Origin of the sequence: Duganella sp. CF517, from assembly GCF_900110275.1 — a bacterium.
Taxonomy (GTDB): Bacteria; Pseudomonadota; Gammaproteobacteria; order Burkholderiales; family Burkholderiaceae_D; genus Rugamonas.
Window position 1 is genome coordinate 1,451,600 of the sequence record NZ_FODC01000001.1, and the last position, 18,462, is coordinate 1,470,061.

Below are 18,462 nucleotides of genomic sequence, written 5' to 3' on the forward strand. Positions count from 1 at the left end.
TTTGAATAGTTTAAGCCAGAGCCTTGACGACCGCGTTGCCCATCTCCTCGGTGCCCACCTTGGTGGTGCCCGGTTCGAAGATGTCGGCGGTGCGCAGGCCCTGCGCCAGCACGGACTTGACGGCGGTCTCGATGCGGTCGGCCTGTTCGTTCTTGTTGAAGGTGTAGCGCAGCATCATCGCCGCCGACAGGATCGTCGCCAGCGGGTTGGCGATGCCCTGGCCGGCGATGTCCGGCGCCGAGCCGTGCGACGGCTCGTACAAACCCTTGTTGTTGGCGTCGAGCGAGGCCGACGGCAGCATGCCGATCGAGCCGGTCAGCATCGCCGCGCAATCGCTCAGGATGTCGCCGAACATGTTGCCGGTGACGATGACGTCGAATTTCTTCGGCGCGCGCACCAGTTGCATGGCGGCGTTGTCGACGTACATGTGGTCGAGCGCGACGTCAGGATATTCCTTGTGGACGTCGGTGACGATGTCCTTCCAGAACTGGAACGTCTCGAGCACGTTGGCCTTGTCGACGCTGGTCAGGCGCTTGCCGCGTTTTTGCGCGGCCTGGAACGCCACGTGGGCGATGCGGCGGATTTCGCCTTCGGCGTAGCGCATCGTGTCGAACCCTTCGCGCTGGCCCTTGAACGGACCGTCCGGGCACTCGCGCACGCCGCGCGGCTGGCCGAAGTAGATGTCGCCGGTCAGTTCGCGCACGATCAGGATGTCGAGGCCGGAGACCACCTCGGGCTTCAGGGTCGAGGCGCCGGCCAGTTCCGGATACAGGATCGCCGGACGCAGGTTGCCGAACAGGCCCAGGTTCTTGCGCAGGCCGAGGATGGCCTGCTCGGGGCGCAGCGCGCGTTCCAGCGTGTCGTACTGGTAGTCGCCGACGGCGCCGAACAGCACCGCGTCGGCCGCCTTGGCCAGCGCCAGGGTGGCGTCCGGCAGCGGATGGCCGTGGGCGGCGTAGCCGGCGCCGCCGACGGGGGCGGTCTCCAGCTCGAACGATTCGCCCAGCACGTTGAGGACCTTGACGGCTTGGGCGACGATTTCCGGGCCGATACCGTCGCCCGGGAGGATTGCGATTTTCATGTGAGTTTTCGAGATTAGATGACGTTAGCCAACCAGGGTTGGTTTGCCAGATGGCGCTCTTCGAATTCGCGGATGGTGTCGGCGTGGCGCAGGGTCAGGCCGATATCGTCGAGTCCGTTCATCAGGCAGTATTTGCGGAAGGCGTCGATCTCGAAGGGATAGGAGACGCTGCCATTGCTGGTGGAAATGCGCTGCTGCTCAAGGTCGACCACCAGACGGTAACCGGGGAAGGCCTTGACTTCGTTGAACAGATGATCGATCTGCGCTTCAGGAATCACGATGGGCAGCAAGCCGCTCTTGTAGCAGTTGTTGAAGAAGATGTCGGCGAACGACGGCGCGATGATGGCGCGGAAGCCGTACTGGTCGAGCGCCCACGGCGCGTGCTCGCGCGAGGAGCCGCAGCCGAAATTTTTACGGGTCAGCAGGATCGAGGCGCCCTGGTAGCGCGCCTCGTTGAGCACGAAGTCCGGGTTGAGCGGGCGTTTGCTGTTGTCCATGCCGGGCTCGCCGTGGTCGAGGTAGCGCCACTCGTCGAACAGGTTGGGGCCGAAGCCGGTGCGATGGATGGACTTCAGGAATTGCTTCGGAATGATGGCGTCGGTGTCGACGTTGGCGCGGTCGAGCGGGGCCACCAGGCCTTCGTATATCGTAAATTTATCCATGATCTCGTTCGGGTTGTGCGACGGCGGACCGTCGCGGCCCGCCGTACTGCGGTTATTTTTTGGTCGAAGCGCCTTCCAGCGACTCACCGACTTTTTTCACGTCCTTGCCGAAGCCGTTGACCGTGTTGCAGCCGGTCAGGATCAAGGCGATGATGGACAGGGCGAATAGTTTTTTCATGTTGGTGTACTCGTGGTATCAATCGAAAAATTCAGCGCAGCGCGCGCACGTCGACGAAGTGGCCGGCGATACCGGCTGCGGCGGCCATCGCGGGCGACACCAGATGGGTGCGTCCGCCCTGACCTTGGCGTCCTTCGAAATTACGGTTGGAGGTCGAGGCGCAGCGCTCGCCCGGTTCCAGGCGGTCGGCGTTCATCGCCAGGCACATCGAGCAGCCCGGCTCGCGCCATTCGAAGCCGGCGTCCTTGAAGATGCGGTCCAGGCCCTCGCGCTCGGCCTGGTCCTTGACCAGGCCCGACCCCGGCACCACCATCGCCAGCTTGACGTTCGAGGCGCGCTGCTTGCCGCGCACCACGGCGGCGGCCGCGCGCAAATCCTCGATGCGCGAGTTGGTGCACGAGCCGATGAAGACCTTGTCGATGCGGATGTCCTCGATCGCGGTGTTCGGCTTGAGGTTCATGTAGACCAGCGCCTTTTCCATCGCGTCGCGCTTGACGCTGTCCTTTTCCTGGTCCGGGTCCGGCACGCGGCCGTCGATCGACGTCACCATCTCCGGCGACGTGCCCCAGGTCACCTGCGGCTTGATCTCGGCGGCGTCGAGCGTGATGACCAGGTCGAAGCGGGCGCCGGCGTCCGAGTGCAGGGTGCGCCAGTAGTCGACCGCGCGGTCCCAGTGCGGGCCGGCGGGCGAGAACGGCCGGCCCTTGACGTAGTTGATCGTGGTGTCGTCGACGCCGATGATGCCGGCGCGCGCGCCGGCCTCGATCGCCATGTTACAGACGGTCATGCGCCCTTCCATCGACAGCGCGCGGATGGTCGAACCGCCGAACTCGATACAGTAGCCGGTGCCGCCGGCGGTGCCGATCTTGCCGATGATGGCCAGCACCACGTCCTTGGCGGTGACGCCCACCGGCAGCGGGCCGTCGACCTGCACCAGCATCGCCTTGGATTTCTTTTGCAGCAGGGTTTGCGTGGCCAGCACGTGCTCGACCTCGGAGGTGCCGATGCCGTGCGCCAGCGCGCCGAAGGCGCCGTGGGTCGACGTGTGCGAGTCGCCGCAGACGACCGTCATGCCCGGCAGGGTGGCGCCCTGCTCCGGCCCGATCACGTGGACGATGCCCTGGCGCTTGTCGTTCATGTTGAAATAGGTCATGCCGTAGGACTTGGCATTGTTGTCCAGGGTTTCGACCTGCAGGCGCGAGACCGGGTCGGCGATGCCGTCGGCGCGCGAGGTGGTCGGCACGTTGTGGTCGGCCACGGCCAGGTTGGCCGACAGGCGCCACGGCTGGCGGTTGGCGGCGCGCAGGCCGTCGAAGGCCTGCGGACTGGTCACTTCGTGCACCAGGTGGCGGTCGATATAGAGGATGGTGGTGCCGTCTTCCTCGGCCTTGACCACGTGGGATTCCCAGAGTTTGTCGTAAAGCGTCTTCATCATGATGTGTGCTTACTGCTGCTGCCTGTGTGAGTGATCCACTTCGATTATGCCATATTGTGCAATGCGATAGCGACCGCCGCCATCCGGCCTCGTGAGCCGATGCGGCTGCGCCTACCGATACACGTTTTATGACTCCTTTAAAAATTTGGTACCGCGAATAACATTCAAACGAAAAAAAAGCCTGCGTGGACGCAGGCTTTTGTGTGCTTGGCTTAATCCGTCGACTAGGCCGCCATGCGTACACTTCCCCTGCATCCGTCCATCAGGAACGATAGGCCCACCACTAGCACCAGTTCGCCCTCGGCCGAGCGCGCGGTGCCGGTGATGCCCTCGACGGTGATCGCGGTCATCGGCTTGATGACCAGGTCGGCGGTGCCGTCGACCGCTTCCACCGCCAGGATATACGGCTGTGGCGCGGCGACAACAATCCCGACCTTCTCGCGGCAGCTCTCGTAGCCGAGCGCATCGGCCAGCGAGCGCACCGGCAGCGGCCGGCCCTGGTCCTTGAGGACCGGGGCGCCGCCCACTTCCATGAACACGTCCGGCAATTCGACCACGCGCTGCACCACGGCCATCGGCAGCGCCAGCGCGGCGCCCGAGGTCGACACCAGCATGGTCGGCACGATCGACAGCTCGATCGGCAGGCGGATGGCGAACTTGGTGCCCTTGCCCAGCGCCGATTCGATGTGGATGGCGCCGCGGTTCTTCTCCACGGCGGTCTTGACCACGTCCATGCCGACGCCGCGGCCCGACACGCTCGAGGCCACTTCCTTGGTCGAGAAGCCCGGCAGGAACACCAGCTGGAAGCACTCGTCGTTGGTCAAATTGGCCGACTCGCTGATCAAGCCCTTCTGCTGGGCCTTGGTGCGCAACACCACCGGATCCATGCCCTTGCCGTCGTCCTGCAGCACGATCATGACGCTGTTGGCTTCCTGCCACGCCTTGAGCGAGATGAACGACTTGGCCGGCTTGCCGGCCGCCAGGCGGTCTTCCGGCGACTCGACGCCATGGTCCAGCGAATTGCGCAGCATGTGCACCAGCGGATCGTACAGGCTGTCGACGACCACGCGGTCCACTTCGGTCTCGGCGCCCTCGATCGTCAGTTCGACGTCCTTGCCCAGGTCCTTGGCCAGCTCGCGCACCAGGCGCGGGAATTTCTGGAACAGGCGGCCGACCGGTTGCATGCGCGTCGCCAGCGTGGCGCGCTGCAGCTCGGTCGAATAGCGCGACGCCCGCTCCAGCGTTTCCGCCAAGGTGGCCATCAGGGTCTGGGCCTGGCCCTCGAACTTGAATTGCAACAGGCGCTCGAGCAGCACGGCGGCCTGGTTGGCGGCCTGCACCGATTCGCCCGCCACTTCCAGCAAGGCATCCAGTTTAACAGCATCGACGCGGATCGACTCTTCTTTGGCCGGGGCCGCATGCGGACGCTCTTCGCGTTTCTCCGGCGCGTCGCGCTTGGCCGGGGCGGCCACGGCGGTGCCGACGGCGGCCGGCGCGGCGGCTGCGGCTGCGGCTGCGGCTGGCGCGGCGGCGGCGGCCGGCGCGGCGGCGGCCACCGGCGCGGCCGAAACGGCCGGACGGGTGTAGCTGCCGGCCGGCATCACGGTTTCATACATGCCTTCCCAGTCGAGGCCGTCCTCGGAGGTGATCGACACGGCGGCGACGGCGGCCGGCGCGGCGGCGGCCGGCGCGGCCACGGGGGCCGGCGCCGGCGCCGGCGCCGCGGCAGGCGCGGGCGCGCCGGTCTTGCCTTCGATGGCGTCGGTCAGGATCACTTCCAGGTCGTGCGGCATCGGCGCCAGGCTGTGCGGCTCGGCGCCGTTGTTCAGTTCGGCGAGCTGGTCGGCCACGAAGCCGGACGCCTGCAGCGCCGCCTCGATCGCGATCGGCGTCACCGGCGCGGCGCCGGTGCGCAGCGCGTCGAACAGGTTTTCGGTCAGGTGGCAGGCCGCGACCATCGCCGGCAGGCCCATGAAACCGGCGCCGCCCTTGATGGTGTGGAACGAGCGGAACACCGCGTTCAGCGTCTCTTTGTTGTCGGGGTCGCGTTCGAGGCGCAGCAAGTGCTCTTCAACGTTGACCGCCAGATCCATCGCCTCGACGACGAAATCCTTCAGCATATCGTCCATTAGAATCCCAGATCAGCAAGCAGGTCGTCGACATTGTCCTGGTTCAGCGCCACGGCCGGAGCCGATGGGCCGGACATCAGGGACACTTCTTTTTGCGCGATTTTCTCGCGTACCGCCGGCGGCGCGTTGTCGCGCAGCAGTTCTGCCAGTTCGTGCTCCACCGTCTTGGTGATGTTCACGACCTTCTTGATCAGTTGACCGGTGATGTCCTGGAAGTCCTGGGCCATCATGATTTCGAGCAGCCGGGCTTTTTCGGCCTCGGTGGCGGCCGAGACGGCCACGGCGAAGGCTTGCGAGTCGCCGGCGAGCTGCTTGAACTGGTCCAGGCTGAGCTTGCCCGCGAACAGGTCGGCCCAGCGGTTTTCCATTTCCTTGGATTTCTTCGACAAGGTGTCCTGCTCGGGCATGCCCTCGTCGAGCGTGTTGAGCACCTTGTTGGCCGCTTGTTCGGTCAGGGTGGCGACGTATTCCAGACGGTCCTGGGCATCGTTGATCTGCGACGAGGCCTCGGTCAGCGCCTTGTCGTAGCCCAGTTCGCGCAGCGAATCGTGCAGCAGGCGCACGATGCCGCCCAGGCGCTCGAACATCGGCTTGTCGCCGCCCTCCTCGGCCTCGCCGCCGCCGGCCGCCGCGGCGGGCGCGGCGGCGGGAGCCGGGGCCGGGGCCGGGACCGGGGCCGGCGCGGCGGCCGCCGACGACGACACCTCGTCGAACAGGCTTTCGAGGTCGTCTTCGGCGGCGGGTGCGGGGGCAGGCGCTGGAGCGGGCGCTGCGGTCTTGCTCTGAGCGGACACTTCTTCAAATAATGCGTCGAAATCATCAGCGGCGTTGGTCATAATCCCTGCTTCTCCATAATTTGTAAAATTGCTGCCCTCAACCCTGCGTATTGATGACGCTCGGCAATAAAAAGCACTTATGCGAGTGTAGCAGGGCAACATGGAAATATTCAATCCCGGCGTCGGTCCTCTGCCCTGTTCTCCGTCTGAAAGCCTTGTTTCGTTGTATTTGGAGATACTATCATCGGATAGATTGCCAAAGGCAGCATTAAAGAGACAAAGCTGACGAAAAAATCCGTCGAGCAACTGTGAACAATTGTTAAAGCGGCCGGCGAGGGTCCGAACCGGCTGAGATTCGCGCTTTTATTTGATCAACATCAAGTCTTTCCTTACTAACAATACTACCAATCGCGTCTACAATGGGAAGTAGGCCGCGTCGCACAAGGAGGCTCGCCATGTACCGTAAAATCCTGATCACCACCGACGGCTCGGCCGTGTCGAGCAAAACCGCCTGCGCCGGCGTGGCGCTGGCCGAACAGCTCGGCGCCGAGGTGTTGGCGCTGTTCGTCGCGCCCGAGTACCAGTATCCGATTTACGTGGAAATCATCCCGCCCAGTTATCCGAGCGAGGACGAGTACCGCGCCGCGATGCTGCGCGCCGGCAAGGAGCATACCAAGGACGTGGTCGACTCCTGCGCCCGCCGCAACGTGCGCTGCGAGGCGCTGACCACGTTTTCGGAGAGCGCCGCGCTCAAGATCGTCGAGGTCGCGCAGCACAACGCCTGCGACCTGATCTTCATGGGTTCGCACGGGCGCAGCGGCTGGGGCCAGTTGTTGCTGGGCAGCGTGACCAACAAGGTCTTGTCGCATTCGCGCATTCCGGTGCTGGTCCACCGCTTGATCAACGGGCCGGACCACAAATAAAATGCGATCCTGCAACGGTTTGTATAGTAAGATTAAAAATTAATTCAAACGCAACAATACTTGCTTCAGGCCACTTGAGATAACCCCTTTATGATTCGAATAGTCATTGCCGACGACCACACCATCATGCGCGAGGGTCTCAAGCGCATCCTCGACGGCGCGCCGGACATCGATATCGTGGGCGAGGCGATCGACGGCTTCGAAGTGCTGGGCCACGTGCGCCAGGGCGGCTTCGACCTGCTGCTGCTGGACCTGTCGATGCCCGGGCGCAGCGGCGTCGACCTGATCCGCCAGATCAAGGCCGAGGCGCCCAAGCTGGCCATCCTGATCCTCACCATGCACGAGGAGGAACAGTACGCCGTGCGCGCCATCCGCGCCGGCGCCCAGGGCTACCTGACCAAGGAGAGTGCCGGCACCCAGCTGGTCGGCGCGATCCGCAAGGTCGCCTCCGGGCGGCCCTACATCAGCACCGAAGTGGCCGAGCAATTGGCGCTCAACATCATGATGCCCAACGAGAGCCTGTTGCATAAACAGTTGTCGGACCGCGAATTCGAGGTGTTTTCGTTGTTGGTGGCCGGAAAATCGATCACCGAAATCGCCAACAGCCTGCACCTGAGCGTGAAAACCGTCAGCACGCATAAAACCCGCATCATGCAGAAAATGGGCATGAACTCGCTCTCGGAGATGGTCCAATATGCCGTGGCGCATCGCCTGTTGTCCCCTTTTAAAACGTAAAAGCAGCCGGGTCAGTAGGAGTACTCCTACATCCGTGCGCTGACGCCTACTCCCATATTCAGCCATTGCTGATATCTATCTCCTCCCTCTGTTGGCATACTGAAACCACACGATTGATGCTGCAAGGCTACATGCGGTGCACCGAGATGCCATACGGAACACTTGCTGTACAAAATGTCATGCAATCAGCGTTCCCCGGCCTAACGAACAGAGTTACCTGATCAGGAGATCAACATGCTGTCAACGCAAACGTCTGAAATTCGCCCAGTCACCACCGCGACGGTGCAATCCTCGTCGATGGAAGCAGGCCGCCAGCGTCAGGGGCGGCTGTGGTCGAACCTGAAGGAGGTCTGCGACCTGCTGCACATCCCGGCGGCCGTCTCGGTCTCGACCGAGGAACTGCTGTTCCAGCACGTGCAGTTCAAAACCGGCCAGCGCATCCACACCATCGGCCAGCCGTTCGACACCTTGTATATCGTCAACTCGGGCTTCCTGAAGACCGTGCTGATCGACGAGTTCGGCAACGAACAGGTGCTCAGCTTCCCGATGAAGGGCGACATGCTCGGCGTCGACGGCATCCACACCCGCCACTACTCGTCGGAGGCGGTGGCGCTGTCGGACTGCGACCTGATCCTGCTGCCGTTCAAGAAGCTCACCGCGCTCGGCCGCGTGCACCTGGAACTGGAGAACATGATGTACGGCGTCATGAGCCGCGAACTGGTGCGCGAACAGGCGATGATCGGCATGCTGGGCGCGCTCAGCGCCGAGGCGCGCGTGGCGCGCTTCCTGGTGTCGCTGGCGGACCGTTTCGCGCAGATGGGCTACTCGAGCAAGCTGTTCAACCTGCGCATGACGCGCCACGAGATCGGCAGCTACCTGGGCCTGACGCTGGAAACGGTCAGCCGCACCTTGTCGGCCTTCAACGAAATCGGCCTCATCAGCGTCGACCAGCGCACCATCGGCATCAAGGACCCGGAGGCGCTCAAGACCCTTCGGCGCCTGCCGCCGTCGCGCACCCGCGCCAAACAACTGGCCGCGGCCAAGAGCAAGGCGGGCGAGGCGGTCACGCCCGGCCAACTGCTCGCGGCGCTGTAGGCCCCGGCCGTATCGGGCAATCACCCAGCCTTGGGCCCGGCTTCCCCGCCGGGCTTTTTTTTACATCTTCCGGACGTGATCCCGCGCCCGCGCCGGGCCGGCGCGCCACGGCACGCCGCACGCTATTCCGCGTCACTTTCATTTCAAATAAGGCTTGCATTCCGTCCCGCCTTCCACAATAATGAATGCAAATACGAATCATTCTTATTTAAAGGAGAAACGACGATGACCACGACCTTGCCGATGTCCATGCCCCTGGTGCAACCAGCCCGCCCCTCCCACGCCGTGGTGTCCTCGGCGGTGTCGCCCGTCAAGCGCGTCAACAGCACCGGCCTGATGGAGGGCGGCCGCGAACTCGAGATCGAACACGCCGGCCGCGTCTATCGCCTGCGCGTCACGCAGCTCAACAAGCTGATCCTGACAGCCTGATTTCCTTAATGTTGTTTGCCCCGGGCGCCGCCGCGCCCACTCCCCCGAGTCGCCAGCCGCACCGCCAGCCGCACTCCCAATTCGACCCAGGAGCGTTTGATGGCCATAGACCGTAGCAATCCGATTTTTCTTGCCCCGCCACAGGGACCGGGCGGACACAATCCAGAACTGATGCTGTCCGCCGTGCTGCATTTGATGTCGCACTACACGGCCAGCGCCGACGCGCCCGGCGGCTGCGTCAAGCTGGCCTCGGTCATCGAACGCCACCTGAAGGCGCTGGCCGGCCTGCCGGACCTGGCGCCGGTGCTCAGCGCCACCTGCCAGCAGCTGTCCGAGCAGTGGGCCACGGTGGTCGAACGCAATATGCATGAGCAGGAGAAAAGCAACTTCCTCAGCCGCATCATGGCGCGCGCCCGCAGCACGCCGGCCACCGCCTGAGGAGACGACCCGATGTGCGAAAAACACGATCCGCTGGCGGCCATCGTCGCCGCCGCCATGCCGCGCCTGGGCACGGCCAACCCGGCCCCGGCGCAAAGCCAGCCCGGCACCGACCCGCACCGCGCCCGGCAAGTGGTCAAACCGGTCATCAACAACGTCGCGGACATCCTCGCCGGCGAGCCGGAGCCGCACACCTCGCGCCGCCGCCGCCTGTGGGAGCTGGGCCACGCCTGCCACTGCCCGCTGGTCGGCGTCGGCTTCCCGCTGGGCGTGCTGCGCAAGCTGGTCGACAAGGTGACAAGCGGCAAAGTCGTGGCCGATGATTACGAAGTGCACGTCGGCGCGGTCACCGAGTGCGCCAACCGCAACCGGCTGTCCGAGGCGCTGCAAAAGGAACTGGAACGCCGCTATGCGGCCGTGCTGCTGCGCTTCCGCGGCGCCAAGACGACCGAACAGGTCGGCGAGCTGTGGCGCACCGCCGTGGCCAACGGCGACGTCGCCGGCGCCTTCTGGGCCGGCCTGACGCACCCGCGCTGCAGCAGCGAGCTGGAGGAGCAAATGTGCCGCGACCTGCACATGGTGCAACACCAGGCCGGCGCCTGCGTGCGCGCCGACATCGGCAAGTTCAACGCCACCCTGGCCGAGAACACGCGCCTGGCGCACGACCTCGGCAAGGCGCAGCAGCGCGCCGCCGCCCTGCTGGCCGACAAGAGCGCCGACGCCGAGCGCCACGCCACGCAACTGATGCAGCTGCGCGCGCAACTGGTGGGCAAGGACAGCCTGGTCGACTCGCTGCGCACCGAGCTCGAACAATTGAAGGAATCGATCCCGGGCCTGGAAACGCGCGCCAAGCTGGCCGAGCGGCTGGCCCAGATGGACGAGCGCGAGCGCGCGCTGCGCCAGCAGATCGCCGAGCTCAAGACCGAGGCGCTGCGCGCCGTCGAGCCGCCGGCGCCGATCCAGGAGGAAACGCGCCAGGTGGTCGAGCATGTCATGAAGATGCCGCTGCGCCTCAGCGACCGGGCCGTGCTGTGCGTCGGCGGGCGCTCGGGCAACGTCGCCACCTACCGCGAGCTGATCGAGCAACAGGGCGCGCAGTTCGCCCACCACGACGGCGGCCTGGAGGACAACGCCAACCGCCTCGACGCCAGCCTGGCGGCGGCCGACCTGGTGATCTGCCAGACCGGCTGCATCAGCCACAGCGCCTACTGGCGGGTCAAGGATTATTGCAAGCGCACGGGCACGCGCTGCGTGTTCATCGACAACCCCAGCATCTCGAGCCTGGCGCGCGGCCTGGAGCAGGCCGGCGCCGAGCCGTAGGTCGCCCGGCGCGCGCCCGCGCGCCGCCACTTCCCGAAACAAAAAAAGCCCCCACCCGCGCTGAACACGGTCTTAACCGGGTTCAGGCTGGTGGGGGCTTTCGCTTGCTAAGCGCGCAGCCGGCTTAGAAGGTGTAGTTGCCGGTCAGGTAGAACGTACGGCCCATCGGATCGGCGTAGCGTGCGTCGTAGCCGATCTGGTGGCCGGACGAGGCGCGCAGCGACAGCGGCGGATTGCGGTCGGCGATGTTCTTCACGCCGGCGCGCAGACCGAACTGCTTGGTCGCTTGCCACTTGCCCTGCCAGTCGAACGTCAGGTACGACGGCACTTCGATACGGAACGTTTCGTTCTTGTTGGTCCCCAGGTTGAACGACGTCGCCGACGCGTCGGTGTAACCGTTGCGGTAGTTGGCGATCAGCGAGTTCGAGAACGCGCCGGTGTCGAGCGTGGTGGCCAGGCGGATCACGTGGCGGAACGACACGGCATCGTTGATGCCGAAGAAGTTCATGCTGTTGACCCAGTCGTTGCTCGTGCCCGGACGGGTGTAGTCCGACTTCAGCAGGTAGGTGCCGTTCAGCGTGGTGCTCAGGTTGCCGAAACCGAAGCGGTGACGGTAGGTCGTTTCCCAGTCGATACCCTGGTTGTGCGTCTGGCCGATGTTGACCGACAGCGTTTTCTTGGCCCACAAGGTCTGGCCGCTGCCCGGTTCGACGAAGGTGGTGAACAGGTCGCGGAACTGGACCGGATCGGCGAAGATCTGCGCTTCCGACACCGCCGAGACGGCGTCACGGATCTTCACGTCCCACAGGTCGGCCTGGACGTAGAACGACGAGGTCGGCTCGAAACGGAAGCCCACGGTGAATTGCTTCGACTTCTCGGGCTTGAGGTTCTCGTTGCCGCCGGAGAGCACGTTGTACTGGCTCTTGCCGACGCGGCAGTACGACGAGTTTTCCGCCGCCAGGTTGGCCGGGCATTCGAACGGCGAGGCGGTGAAGCCGGCCGCCACCAGTGGCTGGCCGATGTCGAGCATCGACGGCGCCTTGAAGCCGGTGCCGTACGAACCGCGCATCAGGAACGACTGGGTCGGCTGCCAACGGGCCGACACCTTGTAGGTGCTGGCCGATTCCTTGCTGCCCATTTCGCGGTTGGCGATGTGGTTCTTGACCGCTTCGATGGTGTCGTAACGCGCCGCGGCCGTCACTTCGATGCTCTTGATCACAGGCACGTTCAACTCGGCGAAGGCGCCGTAGTTGTCACGCTCCATGTCGTAGGCCGGCGAAGCGCTGAAGCCGTAGATGTCCGACGAGGTCGCGTTCGGGGTTTGCTTGTAGTGGTAGTTGCGGTAGTCGCCGCCCAGGGCGACGTTGGCCGCGCCGGCCGGCAGCTGGACCAGCTCGCGCGAGCCGCGGAAGTCGATGCCCTTGAGCGTGGTCGACGCTTCGCGGATCGAACCCTTGAACACCGAGTTGGCGATCAATTGCTTGGTGGCGTCGCTTTGCGCGCCGGCGGCCAGGAACGGGTTGAACTGGTTGTTGGCCAGCATGCTGCGGAACTCGGCGTTCTTCACATAGCCGCCCTGATAGCGCTCGTCGATCGAGTTCTCGGACCAGGTCAGGCCGGTGCCGACGCTCCACGCGCCGATCTCGCCCTCGGCGCCCAGCACCAGGTGCTTCGCTTCGGTGATGGTCTGGCTGTCGCGGGTGCCCCAGTCGTAGGTGCGGTAGGTGGCCGTGGCGCTCGACAGGTTGGCGTCTTGCGCGGTGGTCAGGTATGGACGCACGTAGTTGTTGTACAGCTGCGAGCCTTTGGCCAGCGCGATCGACGCGGTGTTCGGCGCGATGCGGGCGGTCAGGTCCATGCGCGAGTAGGCGGCCTCGACGAACACTTCGAAGGTCTCGCCGACTTTGGCCGTGCCTTTGGCGAACACGGTGTCACGCTGGGATGCCGGTACGATCTCGACGGTCGAAGCCGAATCGAAGCCGCAGTTCTGCACGGTGGCCGTGTTGTTCTTGGACGGCTGGTTCATCGGGCCGCACTGGCCGTTGATGTTGCGGTACGGATTGAAGCCGATCGACGAGGTCGACGTCGGCGTGCGGCCGTCGCGGTAGGCCACGGCGACGTTGGCCGGCACGGCCGAGGTGCTCGAACGGTCGTGGATGTAGTTCTGGCCGTTCCAGCTGAATGGCAGGAACGAGCTGTTGGCGAAGTCGCGGTCGGTCGCTTTGACGCGGCTGTTCTCGTCGTGGCGGGCCGACAGCAAGACGTTGTAGCGGTTCGTGTCGAGGTCGCCGAAACCATAGGTGGCGCTGAAGTTGCTGGACTGGCCGGCGCGGCTTTGGCCGGGCTGGCTGGCGGTCGCTTCGATGCTGCCGCCTTGCAGGTTTTTCTTCAGGATGAAGTTGATCACGCCGGCGATGGCGTCCGAACCGTACAGGGCCGAAGCGCCGTCGGTCAGGATCTCGACACGTTCAACCGCGCTCATCGGAATGGCGTTCAGGTTGATCGCGGAGCCCGAGCCTTGCGGGGCGATGCGGCGGCCGTTCAGCAACACCAGCGTGTAGCTTTCGCCGATGTCGTGGATCGAGGCGGACACGCGGCCGCCGGAGTTGGTGCCGGCCGCGATGGCGGCGACGGTGAAACCTTGCATCGAAGGCAGGGCCTGGATCAGTTCGGCGACCGAAGTAGCGCCGGTCTTGGCGATCTGCTCCGAGCTCAGGCGCTGCACCGGCAGGGCGCCTTCAACGTTGATGCGCTTGATGGCCGAACCGGTGATTTCCACTTTCTGGATGGCTTGCTCTTGTGCCGACGCCTGACCTGCGAACATCGTCGTACCGGCCAGGACTGCGAGTGCCAGGCGAACCGAACGGGCGCCGACTTTCTCTTGCAAAATCATTCACTACTCCCTGTAATGTGGTTATATAAACTACATGAGCAAGGTGAATGCGTGCGCTTCGCGCTCTGCGGCCAAGACAGGCCTGGCGCGGTATTCGGCCACTGGGGGCCGCAACGCAGGACGGAAAAGGATCAGGCTCGGCGACGAGTACGTAAGGACTATCCTTGCTCATCAACCGAAGATTATGTAACGGCTTTGTCACAAACTGGGGATGTTTTAAGGCAATTTTACGAAACAATAAAGCAAAGCGAATAGAAATGTGGATAATTCCGATAGTCGCCGTTACGAATAAACTTTGTTTTGCGATATCCCCCTTTTGCCATATGCAAGCGTTGCGTTTTCACCACATTGATATATATATCCCAACGACAATATGACGATTTCTGTCAATAAAGGTCGCGCCGGCGGCGCCTTTCAGTCACCAATGTATCGAAAATGAAACCTCGCCGGTGCCGCCAGGAATGCTACGCGGCCCGGCGGAGCGATTGCCCGGTCAACAACCTGAAGTACCACCTCGGCGTCCCGTGTCTCCACGCCAGCTAGTACACGTCACGCTGGTAACGCTTTTCGGCGGCCAATCCAGCCAATCGAACACTCCCCAGTATCGTCTCGAGCGCCTGGTCGACGCCGGCGGCCATGCCCTCCAGGCTGCCGCAGACATAGATCGCGGCGCCGTCGTCCACCCAGGCCCGCAACTTGTCCGCCCGCGCCGGCAGCAGGTCCTGCACATAGCGCGCCGCGCCGCCGTCGCGCGACCAGGCCAGGTCGAGCTCGAGCCGCCCCGCCCGGTGCAGCGCCTCGAGCTCGTCGCGGTAATGGAAGTCGTGGGCGCTGTTGCGCTCGCCGAACAGCAGCCAGTTGCGCCCCTGCCCGGCCAGCGCGCGCGCCCTGAGGTGGCCGCGCAGCCCGGCGATGCCGCTGCCGTTGCCGATCAGGATCAAGGGCCGGCGCGCGTTGTCCTCGAGCCGGAAGCGGCGGTGCTGGCGCAGCCGCAGCCGCACCGTCCCGCCCGGCTCGGCCTGGCGCGTCAGCCAGCCGGAGGCCACGCCGTGGCTGCCGTCGTCGTGGCTGTGCAGGCGCACCAGCAACTGCACGGCGCCGTCGGCCGGGATCGACGCGATCGAGTATTCGCGCGGACGCGACGGCTCGGCCGGGGCGGCGATCTGCACCAGGTCGCCCGACTGCCAGTCCGGCAACACGCCGCCGGGCGGCGCCAGCTCCAGGTGGTAGAGCGGCGCGCCGGCGCTGCCGGAATTGAGTTCGGTGCGCGCGCGCAAGGTCCAGTCCGCGAACGCCGGCGCGCTCCAGTCCGGCGCGTCGCTGGTGCCGGCCAGGTGGCTCAACTGCTGGCGCCACAGCGCGACGGCGGCGTCGGCGCTGCGGTCGACCTCGATGCGCGGGAACAGGCTGTGCGCGCCGCGCGCGGCCAGCCAGGCGTCCAGCGCCCGGCCGAAGCCGCAGAACCGGGCGTAGGCGCTGTCGCCCAGCGCCAGCACGGCGTAATGCAGGTGCGCCAGCGGCAATTCGGTGGTCATCAGGCGGCCGGCGAAGGCGGCGGCGGCGTCGGGCGCGTCGCCTTCGCCATAGGTGCTGACCAGGAACAGGATGCGCTCGGCGCGGCGCAGGTCGTCGGCGTCGAGTTCGGACAGTTCGCTGAGCTGGGCGGCGATGCCGGCCAGCCGCAACGTCGCCAGGGTTTGCTGCGCCAGCGCCTCGGCGTTGCCGGTCTGGCTGGCGTAGGCGACGATCCACCCGGGGGCGGCGGCCGCCTCGGCCTTGGCGCGCAGCGCGGCCTGCCGCTTGCGGCGGTGGCGCAGATACGGCAGCAGGCACGCCAGGCCATAGCCGGCGCCCAGTGCCGCCACCAGCATCAATCGGGTCGGGTCGTCGGTCCAGATCATTCGGTTATTCGTTCAGCATGCCGCGTAAATGGGAACTCAGATGTTCGGTGAAGCCGCCGCCGGCGTCGCGGACCACGAAGCGCGCCGCCAGCCCCTGGCGTTCGGCCAGCGCCAGGCCCTGTTCGGCGCCCAGCACCGTCAGCGCGGTGGACCAGGCGTCGGCGGCCATGCACTGGCCGTGCACCACGGTGACGGACGCCAGGTCGTTGGCGATCGGCATGCCGCTGCGCGGATCGATGGTGTGCGAATAGCGCCGGCCGCCGAGCTCGAAGTAGCGGCGGTAGTCGCCCGACGTGGCGACCGCCAGGCCGTGCAGCGCCAGCACCAGCGAAGCGGGCTGCTCCACGGCCGGCGCCGCACGCATCGGCGCGTCCGGCAGCCGGTCCGCCACCTCCTCGAGCGCCACCCACCACGGCTGGCCGTCCGGCTTGACGCCGGCGCCGCGCAGCTCGCCGCCGACCTCGACCAGGTAGTGTTCGATACCCTGCGTTTTCAGGAAATAGGCCAGCCGGTCGACGCTGTAGCCCTTGGCCACGGCCGACAGATCGAGCTGCACGCCGCCCGGCTGCAGCGCCTTGCGCCCCGCGCGCTCGAGCCGCACGCCGGCGGCGGCCAGCTGGGTGCGCGCGACGGCGATCTCGTCGGCCGAAGGGGCGACGAATTCCGGCTGGTCGAAGCGCCCGTACGGCCCGAAGCCCCACAGGTTGACCAGGGCGCCGGCGCACGGATCGTAGGCGCCGCCGGACTCGCGCGCCACGCCCATCGCGAACGACAGCACGTCGAAGAAAGCCGGCGGCAAGGCCAGCCAGCTGCCCGCCTCGGCGCGGTTGAAGCGGCCCAGGTCGGAATCGGTTTCCCAGTGGCTCATTTCGGCCACGATGGCATCGAGCTGCTGCTGCAGCCCGTGTTGCAGATGGTCGAGCGCAAGGTGGCCGGGCGCGGCCACCAGCCGCACCGACCAGCCGGTGCCCATGCTGCGGCCGGCGAAATCGCGGACGACGCCGCCCGCCGGCGCCGGGTCTTCGGAGATATGGTGAGGCAGCAGAACCCGGCGCATGCGGACCTTGTCGACGTGAAGGTGGAGCAACGGGCCGGATTACTCCGGCAGGATTTCCACCGTCGCCGCGTAGCTGGCGCGGCGCGGCGCCATCTGCGGCGGCTGCCCTTGCGCCTGCGGCGCGGCCGCCGGCCAGCTGCTGCTGACCATGTACATGCCGGCCGCCGGCAGGGTGAACGTCAGCTCGCCCTTGGCGTCGGTGTTCTGGCGGATCTCGCCCAGCGTGCCGCGATAGCGCACGCCGCCCGGGATCAGGCTCACGCCCTGGTTGGCCGCAGGTTTGCCGTCGAGCAGGAAACGCCAGGTCGCCTTCTCGCCGGCGCGCAGGTCGTTCGGATGGGTGACGGGCACCATCTCCAGGCCCACGCCGGTGGTCTTGAACACCGCCAGGTCCGGGTCGCCGGTGGTGACGAAGGTCTCCAGGCGGCTGTCGGTGCGGGTGAGCTTGACCTCGGTCGCGTCGGCCGGCACGTCCTTGGCCAGGGTGTCCTCGGTGCCACGGAAGCGCTTCATCTCGCCGGCCGCGTTCTTGTAGCTGCCGAACACGTTCTTCGACACCAGCTCGATTTTATACGTGCCCGGTTTCGGCAGCTTGAGGTCGAAGCTGTTGCGCATCTTGCCGTTGGCGACGTTCTGCTTTTCCAGCTTGGCGCCGTCCGGGCCGGTGATGACGACCGTGTCGATCTTGAGCGGCTGGTGGTCGACGTCGAACAGGCCCTCCGAGATGGCGGCGTCGATCGTGACCCAGGCTTCCTTGCCCTCGACGATGGTCGACGTCGGCAGCAGCCACGGCTTGTGGGCGTGCGCGCTCAGCGCGATGCCGGCCAGCGCCAGCGCCACCAGCGATTTTTTGAGTGTAGACATGTCCCCTGCTTTCTTATGGTTTCAGTTGTACAACGACGGCGCCCAGCTCTTCCTTGCCCTGGCCTTTGAGGTCTTGCTTGGCCTTCGGCGGCCACTGCAGCGGCACCTTGACCACTTCACGGCCGCCGGCCTCGCGCGCCGCCTCGACCAGCAAGGTGTAGTTACCGGCCGGCAGCTTGTCGAGCGCCGCCTTGGCGCCCGGGAAGGTCAGCGACACTTCGCCCGGCGCCTTGGTCGCGCCGCTGACGCCATCCATCGGCATCTCGACGTCGCGCCCGCTCTTGCGCCACCACTGGCGCATGTCCTTGAGCCACTTGGTGCCGGCGTTGTCCTTCTTCTTGGTGTCATACAGCACGGCCAGGTTGGTCACCACTTTCTGGTCGGCGTTCTCCAGCCACGCGGCGATGTAGGGGCGGTGGTATTCGGCCACGTTCAATTGCGGCACGTCGAGTTTGAGGGCCAGGTCGGCGCCCATGGCCGAGGCGCTGGCCAGCGGCAGGCTCAACGCGATGGAATAACGTAATTTCATGGAGTACCCGAAGAGAG

Annotated in this window: 17 protein-coding genes; 6 read left to right on the forward strand and 11 right to left on the reverse strand. The window is 65.5% G+C overall.

The features are described from left to right. Positions 1-10: 10 nt before the first annotated feature. The 6 genes from leuB to BMX85_RS06385 all read right to left on the reverse strand — a co-directional run bounded on the left by leuB (position 11) and on the right by BMX85_RS06385 (position 6,321). Positions 11-1,081, reverse strand: a complete 1,071-nt coding sequence (gene leuB / locus BMX85_RS06360) for a 3-isopropylmalate dehydrogenase (RefSeq protein ID WP_090314821.1) — start codon at positions 1,079-1,081, stop codon at positions 11-13. Between the two features lie 14 nt (positions 1,082-1,095). Further along, complete coding sequence (leuD, locus tag BMX85_RS06365) at positions 1,096-1,743, reverse strand: 3-isopropylmalate dehydratase small subunit (RefSeq protein ID WP_090314822.1); 648 nt, start codon at positions 1,741-1,743, stop codon at positions 1,096-1,098. 52 nt (positions 1,744-1,795) lie between these two features. Further along, positions 1,796-1,921 (reverse strand): entericidin A/B family lipoprotein, encoded by a 126-nt coding sequence (locus tag BMX85_RS06370; protein ID WP_008450980.1) that lies wholly within the window; start codon positions 1,919-1,921, stop codon positions 1,796-1,798. 31 nt (positions 1,922-1,952) lie between these two features. Further along, positions 1,953-3,356: a 3-isopropylmalate dehydratase large subunit gene (gene leuC / locus BMX85_RS06375; protein WP_090314823.1), complete on the reverse strand. Its 1,404-nt coding sequence runs from the start codon at positions 3,354-3,356 to the stop codon at positions 1,953-1,955. Positions 3,357-3,580: 224 nt separating this feature from the next. Continuing rightward, positions 3,581-5,485 (reverse strand): chemotaxis protein CheA, encoded by a 1,905-nt coding sequence (locus tag BMX85_RS06380; RefSeq protein ID WP_090314825.1) that lies wholly within the window; start codon positions 5,483-5,485, stop codon positions 3,581-3,583. After that, positions 5,485-6,321 carry a protein phosphatase CheZ gene (locus BMX85_RS06385; RefSeq protein WP_090314826.1) on the reverse strand — a complete coding sequence of 279 codons (837 nt, stop codon included), beginning with the start codon at positions 6,319-6,321 and terminating at the stop codon, positions 5,485-5,487. The genes BMX85_RS06380 and BMX85_RS06385 overlap by 1 nt, the downstream gene beginning before the upstream one ends. 395 nt (positions 6,322-6,716) lie before the next feature. Here BMX85_RS06385 and BMX85_RS06390 point away from each other — a divergent pair, with 395 nt between their 5' ends. The 6 genes from BMX85_RS06390 (at position 6,717) to BMX85_RS06415 (ending at position 11,201) form a co-directional block, all read left to right on the forward strand. Then, on the forward strand, positions 6,717-7,184 hold the full coding sequence (locus BMX85_RS06390; RefSeq protein WP_090314828.1) for a universal stress protein: 468 nt from the start codon (positions 6,717-6,719) through the stop codon (positions 7,182-7,184). A gap of 90 nt (positions 7,185-7,274) precedes the next feature. Next, positions 7,275-7,919 carry a response regulator gene (locus BMX85_RS06395; protein ID WP_090314830.1) on the forward strand — a complete coding sequence of 215 codons (645 nt, stop codon included), beginning with the start codon at positions 7,275-7,277 and terminating at the stop codon, positions 7,917-7,919. A 297-nt stretch (positions 7,920-8,216) separates the two neighbouring features. After that, positions 8,217-9,014: a Crp/Fnr family transcriptional regulator gene (locus BMX85_RS06400; RefSeq protein WP_090314832.1), complete on the forward strand. Its 798-nt coding sequence runs from the start codon at positions 8,217-8,219 to the stop codon at positions 9,012-9,014. Positions 9,015-9,239: 225 nt separating this feature from the next. Beyond that, a complete protein-coding gene (gene hemP / locus BMX85_RS06405) occupies positions 9,240-9,443 on the forward strand; it encodes a hemin uptake protein HemP (protein WP_177196657.1) in 204 nt (67 codons plus the stop codon). Between the two features lie 99 nt (positions 9,444-9,542). Continuing rightward, positions 9,543-9,881, forward strand: coding sequence for a hypothetical protein (locus BMX85_RS06410; RefSeq protein WP_229210300.1), 339 nt, complete (start codon positions 9,543-9,545; stop codon positions 9,879-9,881). Positions 9,882-9,893: 12 nt separating this feature from the next. Beyond that, on the forward strand, positions 9,894-11,201 hold the full coding sequence (locus tag BMX85_RS06415; RefSeq protein ID WP_090314834.1) for a DUF2325 domain-containing protein: 1,308 nt from the start codon (positions 9,894-9,896) through the stop codon (positions 11,199-11,201). Between the two features lie 124 nt (positions 11,202-11,325). Here BMX85_RS06415 and BMX85_RS06420 read toward each other — a convergent pair whose 3' ends face one another. The 5 genes from BMX85_RS06420 to BMX85_RS06440 all read right to left on the reverse strand — a co-directional run bounded on the left by BMX85_RS06420 (position 11,326) and on the right by BMX85_RS06440 (position 18,445). Beyond that, positions 11,326-14,094, reverse strand: coding sequence for a TonB-dependent receptor (locus BMX85_RS06420; RefSeq protein WP_090314836.1), 2,769 nt, complete (start codon positions 14,092-14,094; stop codon positions 11,326-11,328). Positions 14,095-14,633: 539 nt separating this feature from the next. Next, complete coding sequence (locus BMX85_RS06425; RefSeq protein ID WP_090314837.1) at positions 14,634-15,995, reverse strand: sulfite reductase subunit alpha; 1,362 nt, start codon at positions 15,993-15,995, stop codon at positions 14,634-14,636. Between the two features lie 4 nt (positions 15,996-15,999). Next, complete coding sequence (locus BMX85_RS06430; protein WP_090314838.1) at positions 16,000-17,052, reverse strand: FAD:protein FMN transferase; 1,053 nt, start codon at positions 17,050-17,052, stop codon at positions 16,000-16,002. Between the two features lie 39 nt (positions 17,053-17,091). Further along, positions 17,092-17,916, reverse strand: a complete 825-nt coding sequence (locus tag BMX85_RS06435) for a DUF4198 domain-containing protein (protein WP_090314840.1) — start codon at positions 17,914-17,916, stop codon at positions 17,092-17,094. 13 nt (positions 17,917-17,929) lie between these two features. Then, positions 17,930-18,445, reverse strand: a complete 516-nt coding sequence (locus BMX85_RS06440; protein WP_090314843.1) for a DUF2271 domain-containing protein — start codon at positions 18,443-18,445, stop codon at positions 17,930-17,932. Positions 18,446-18,462: the final 17 nt, after the last annotated feature.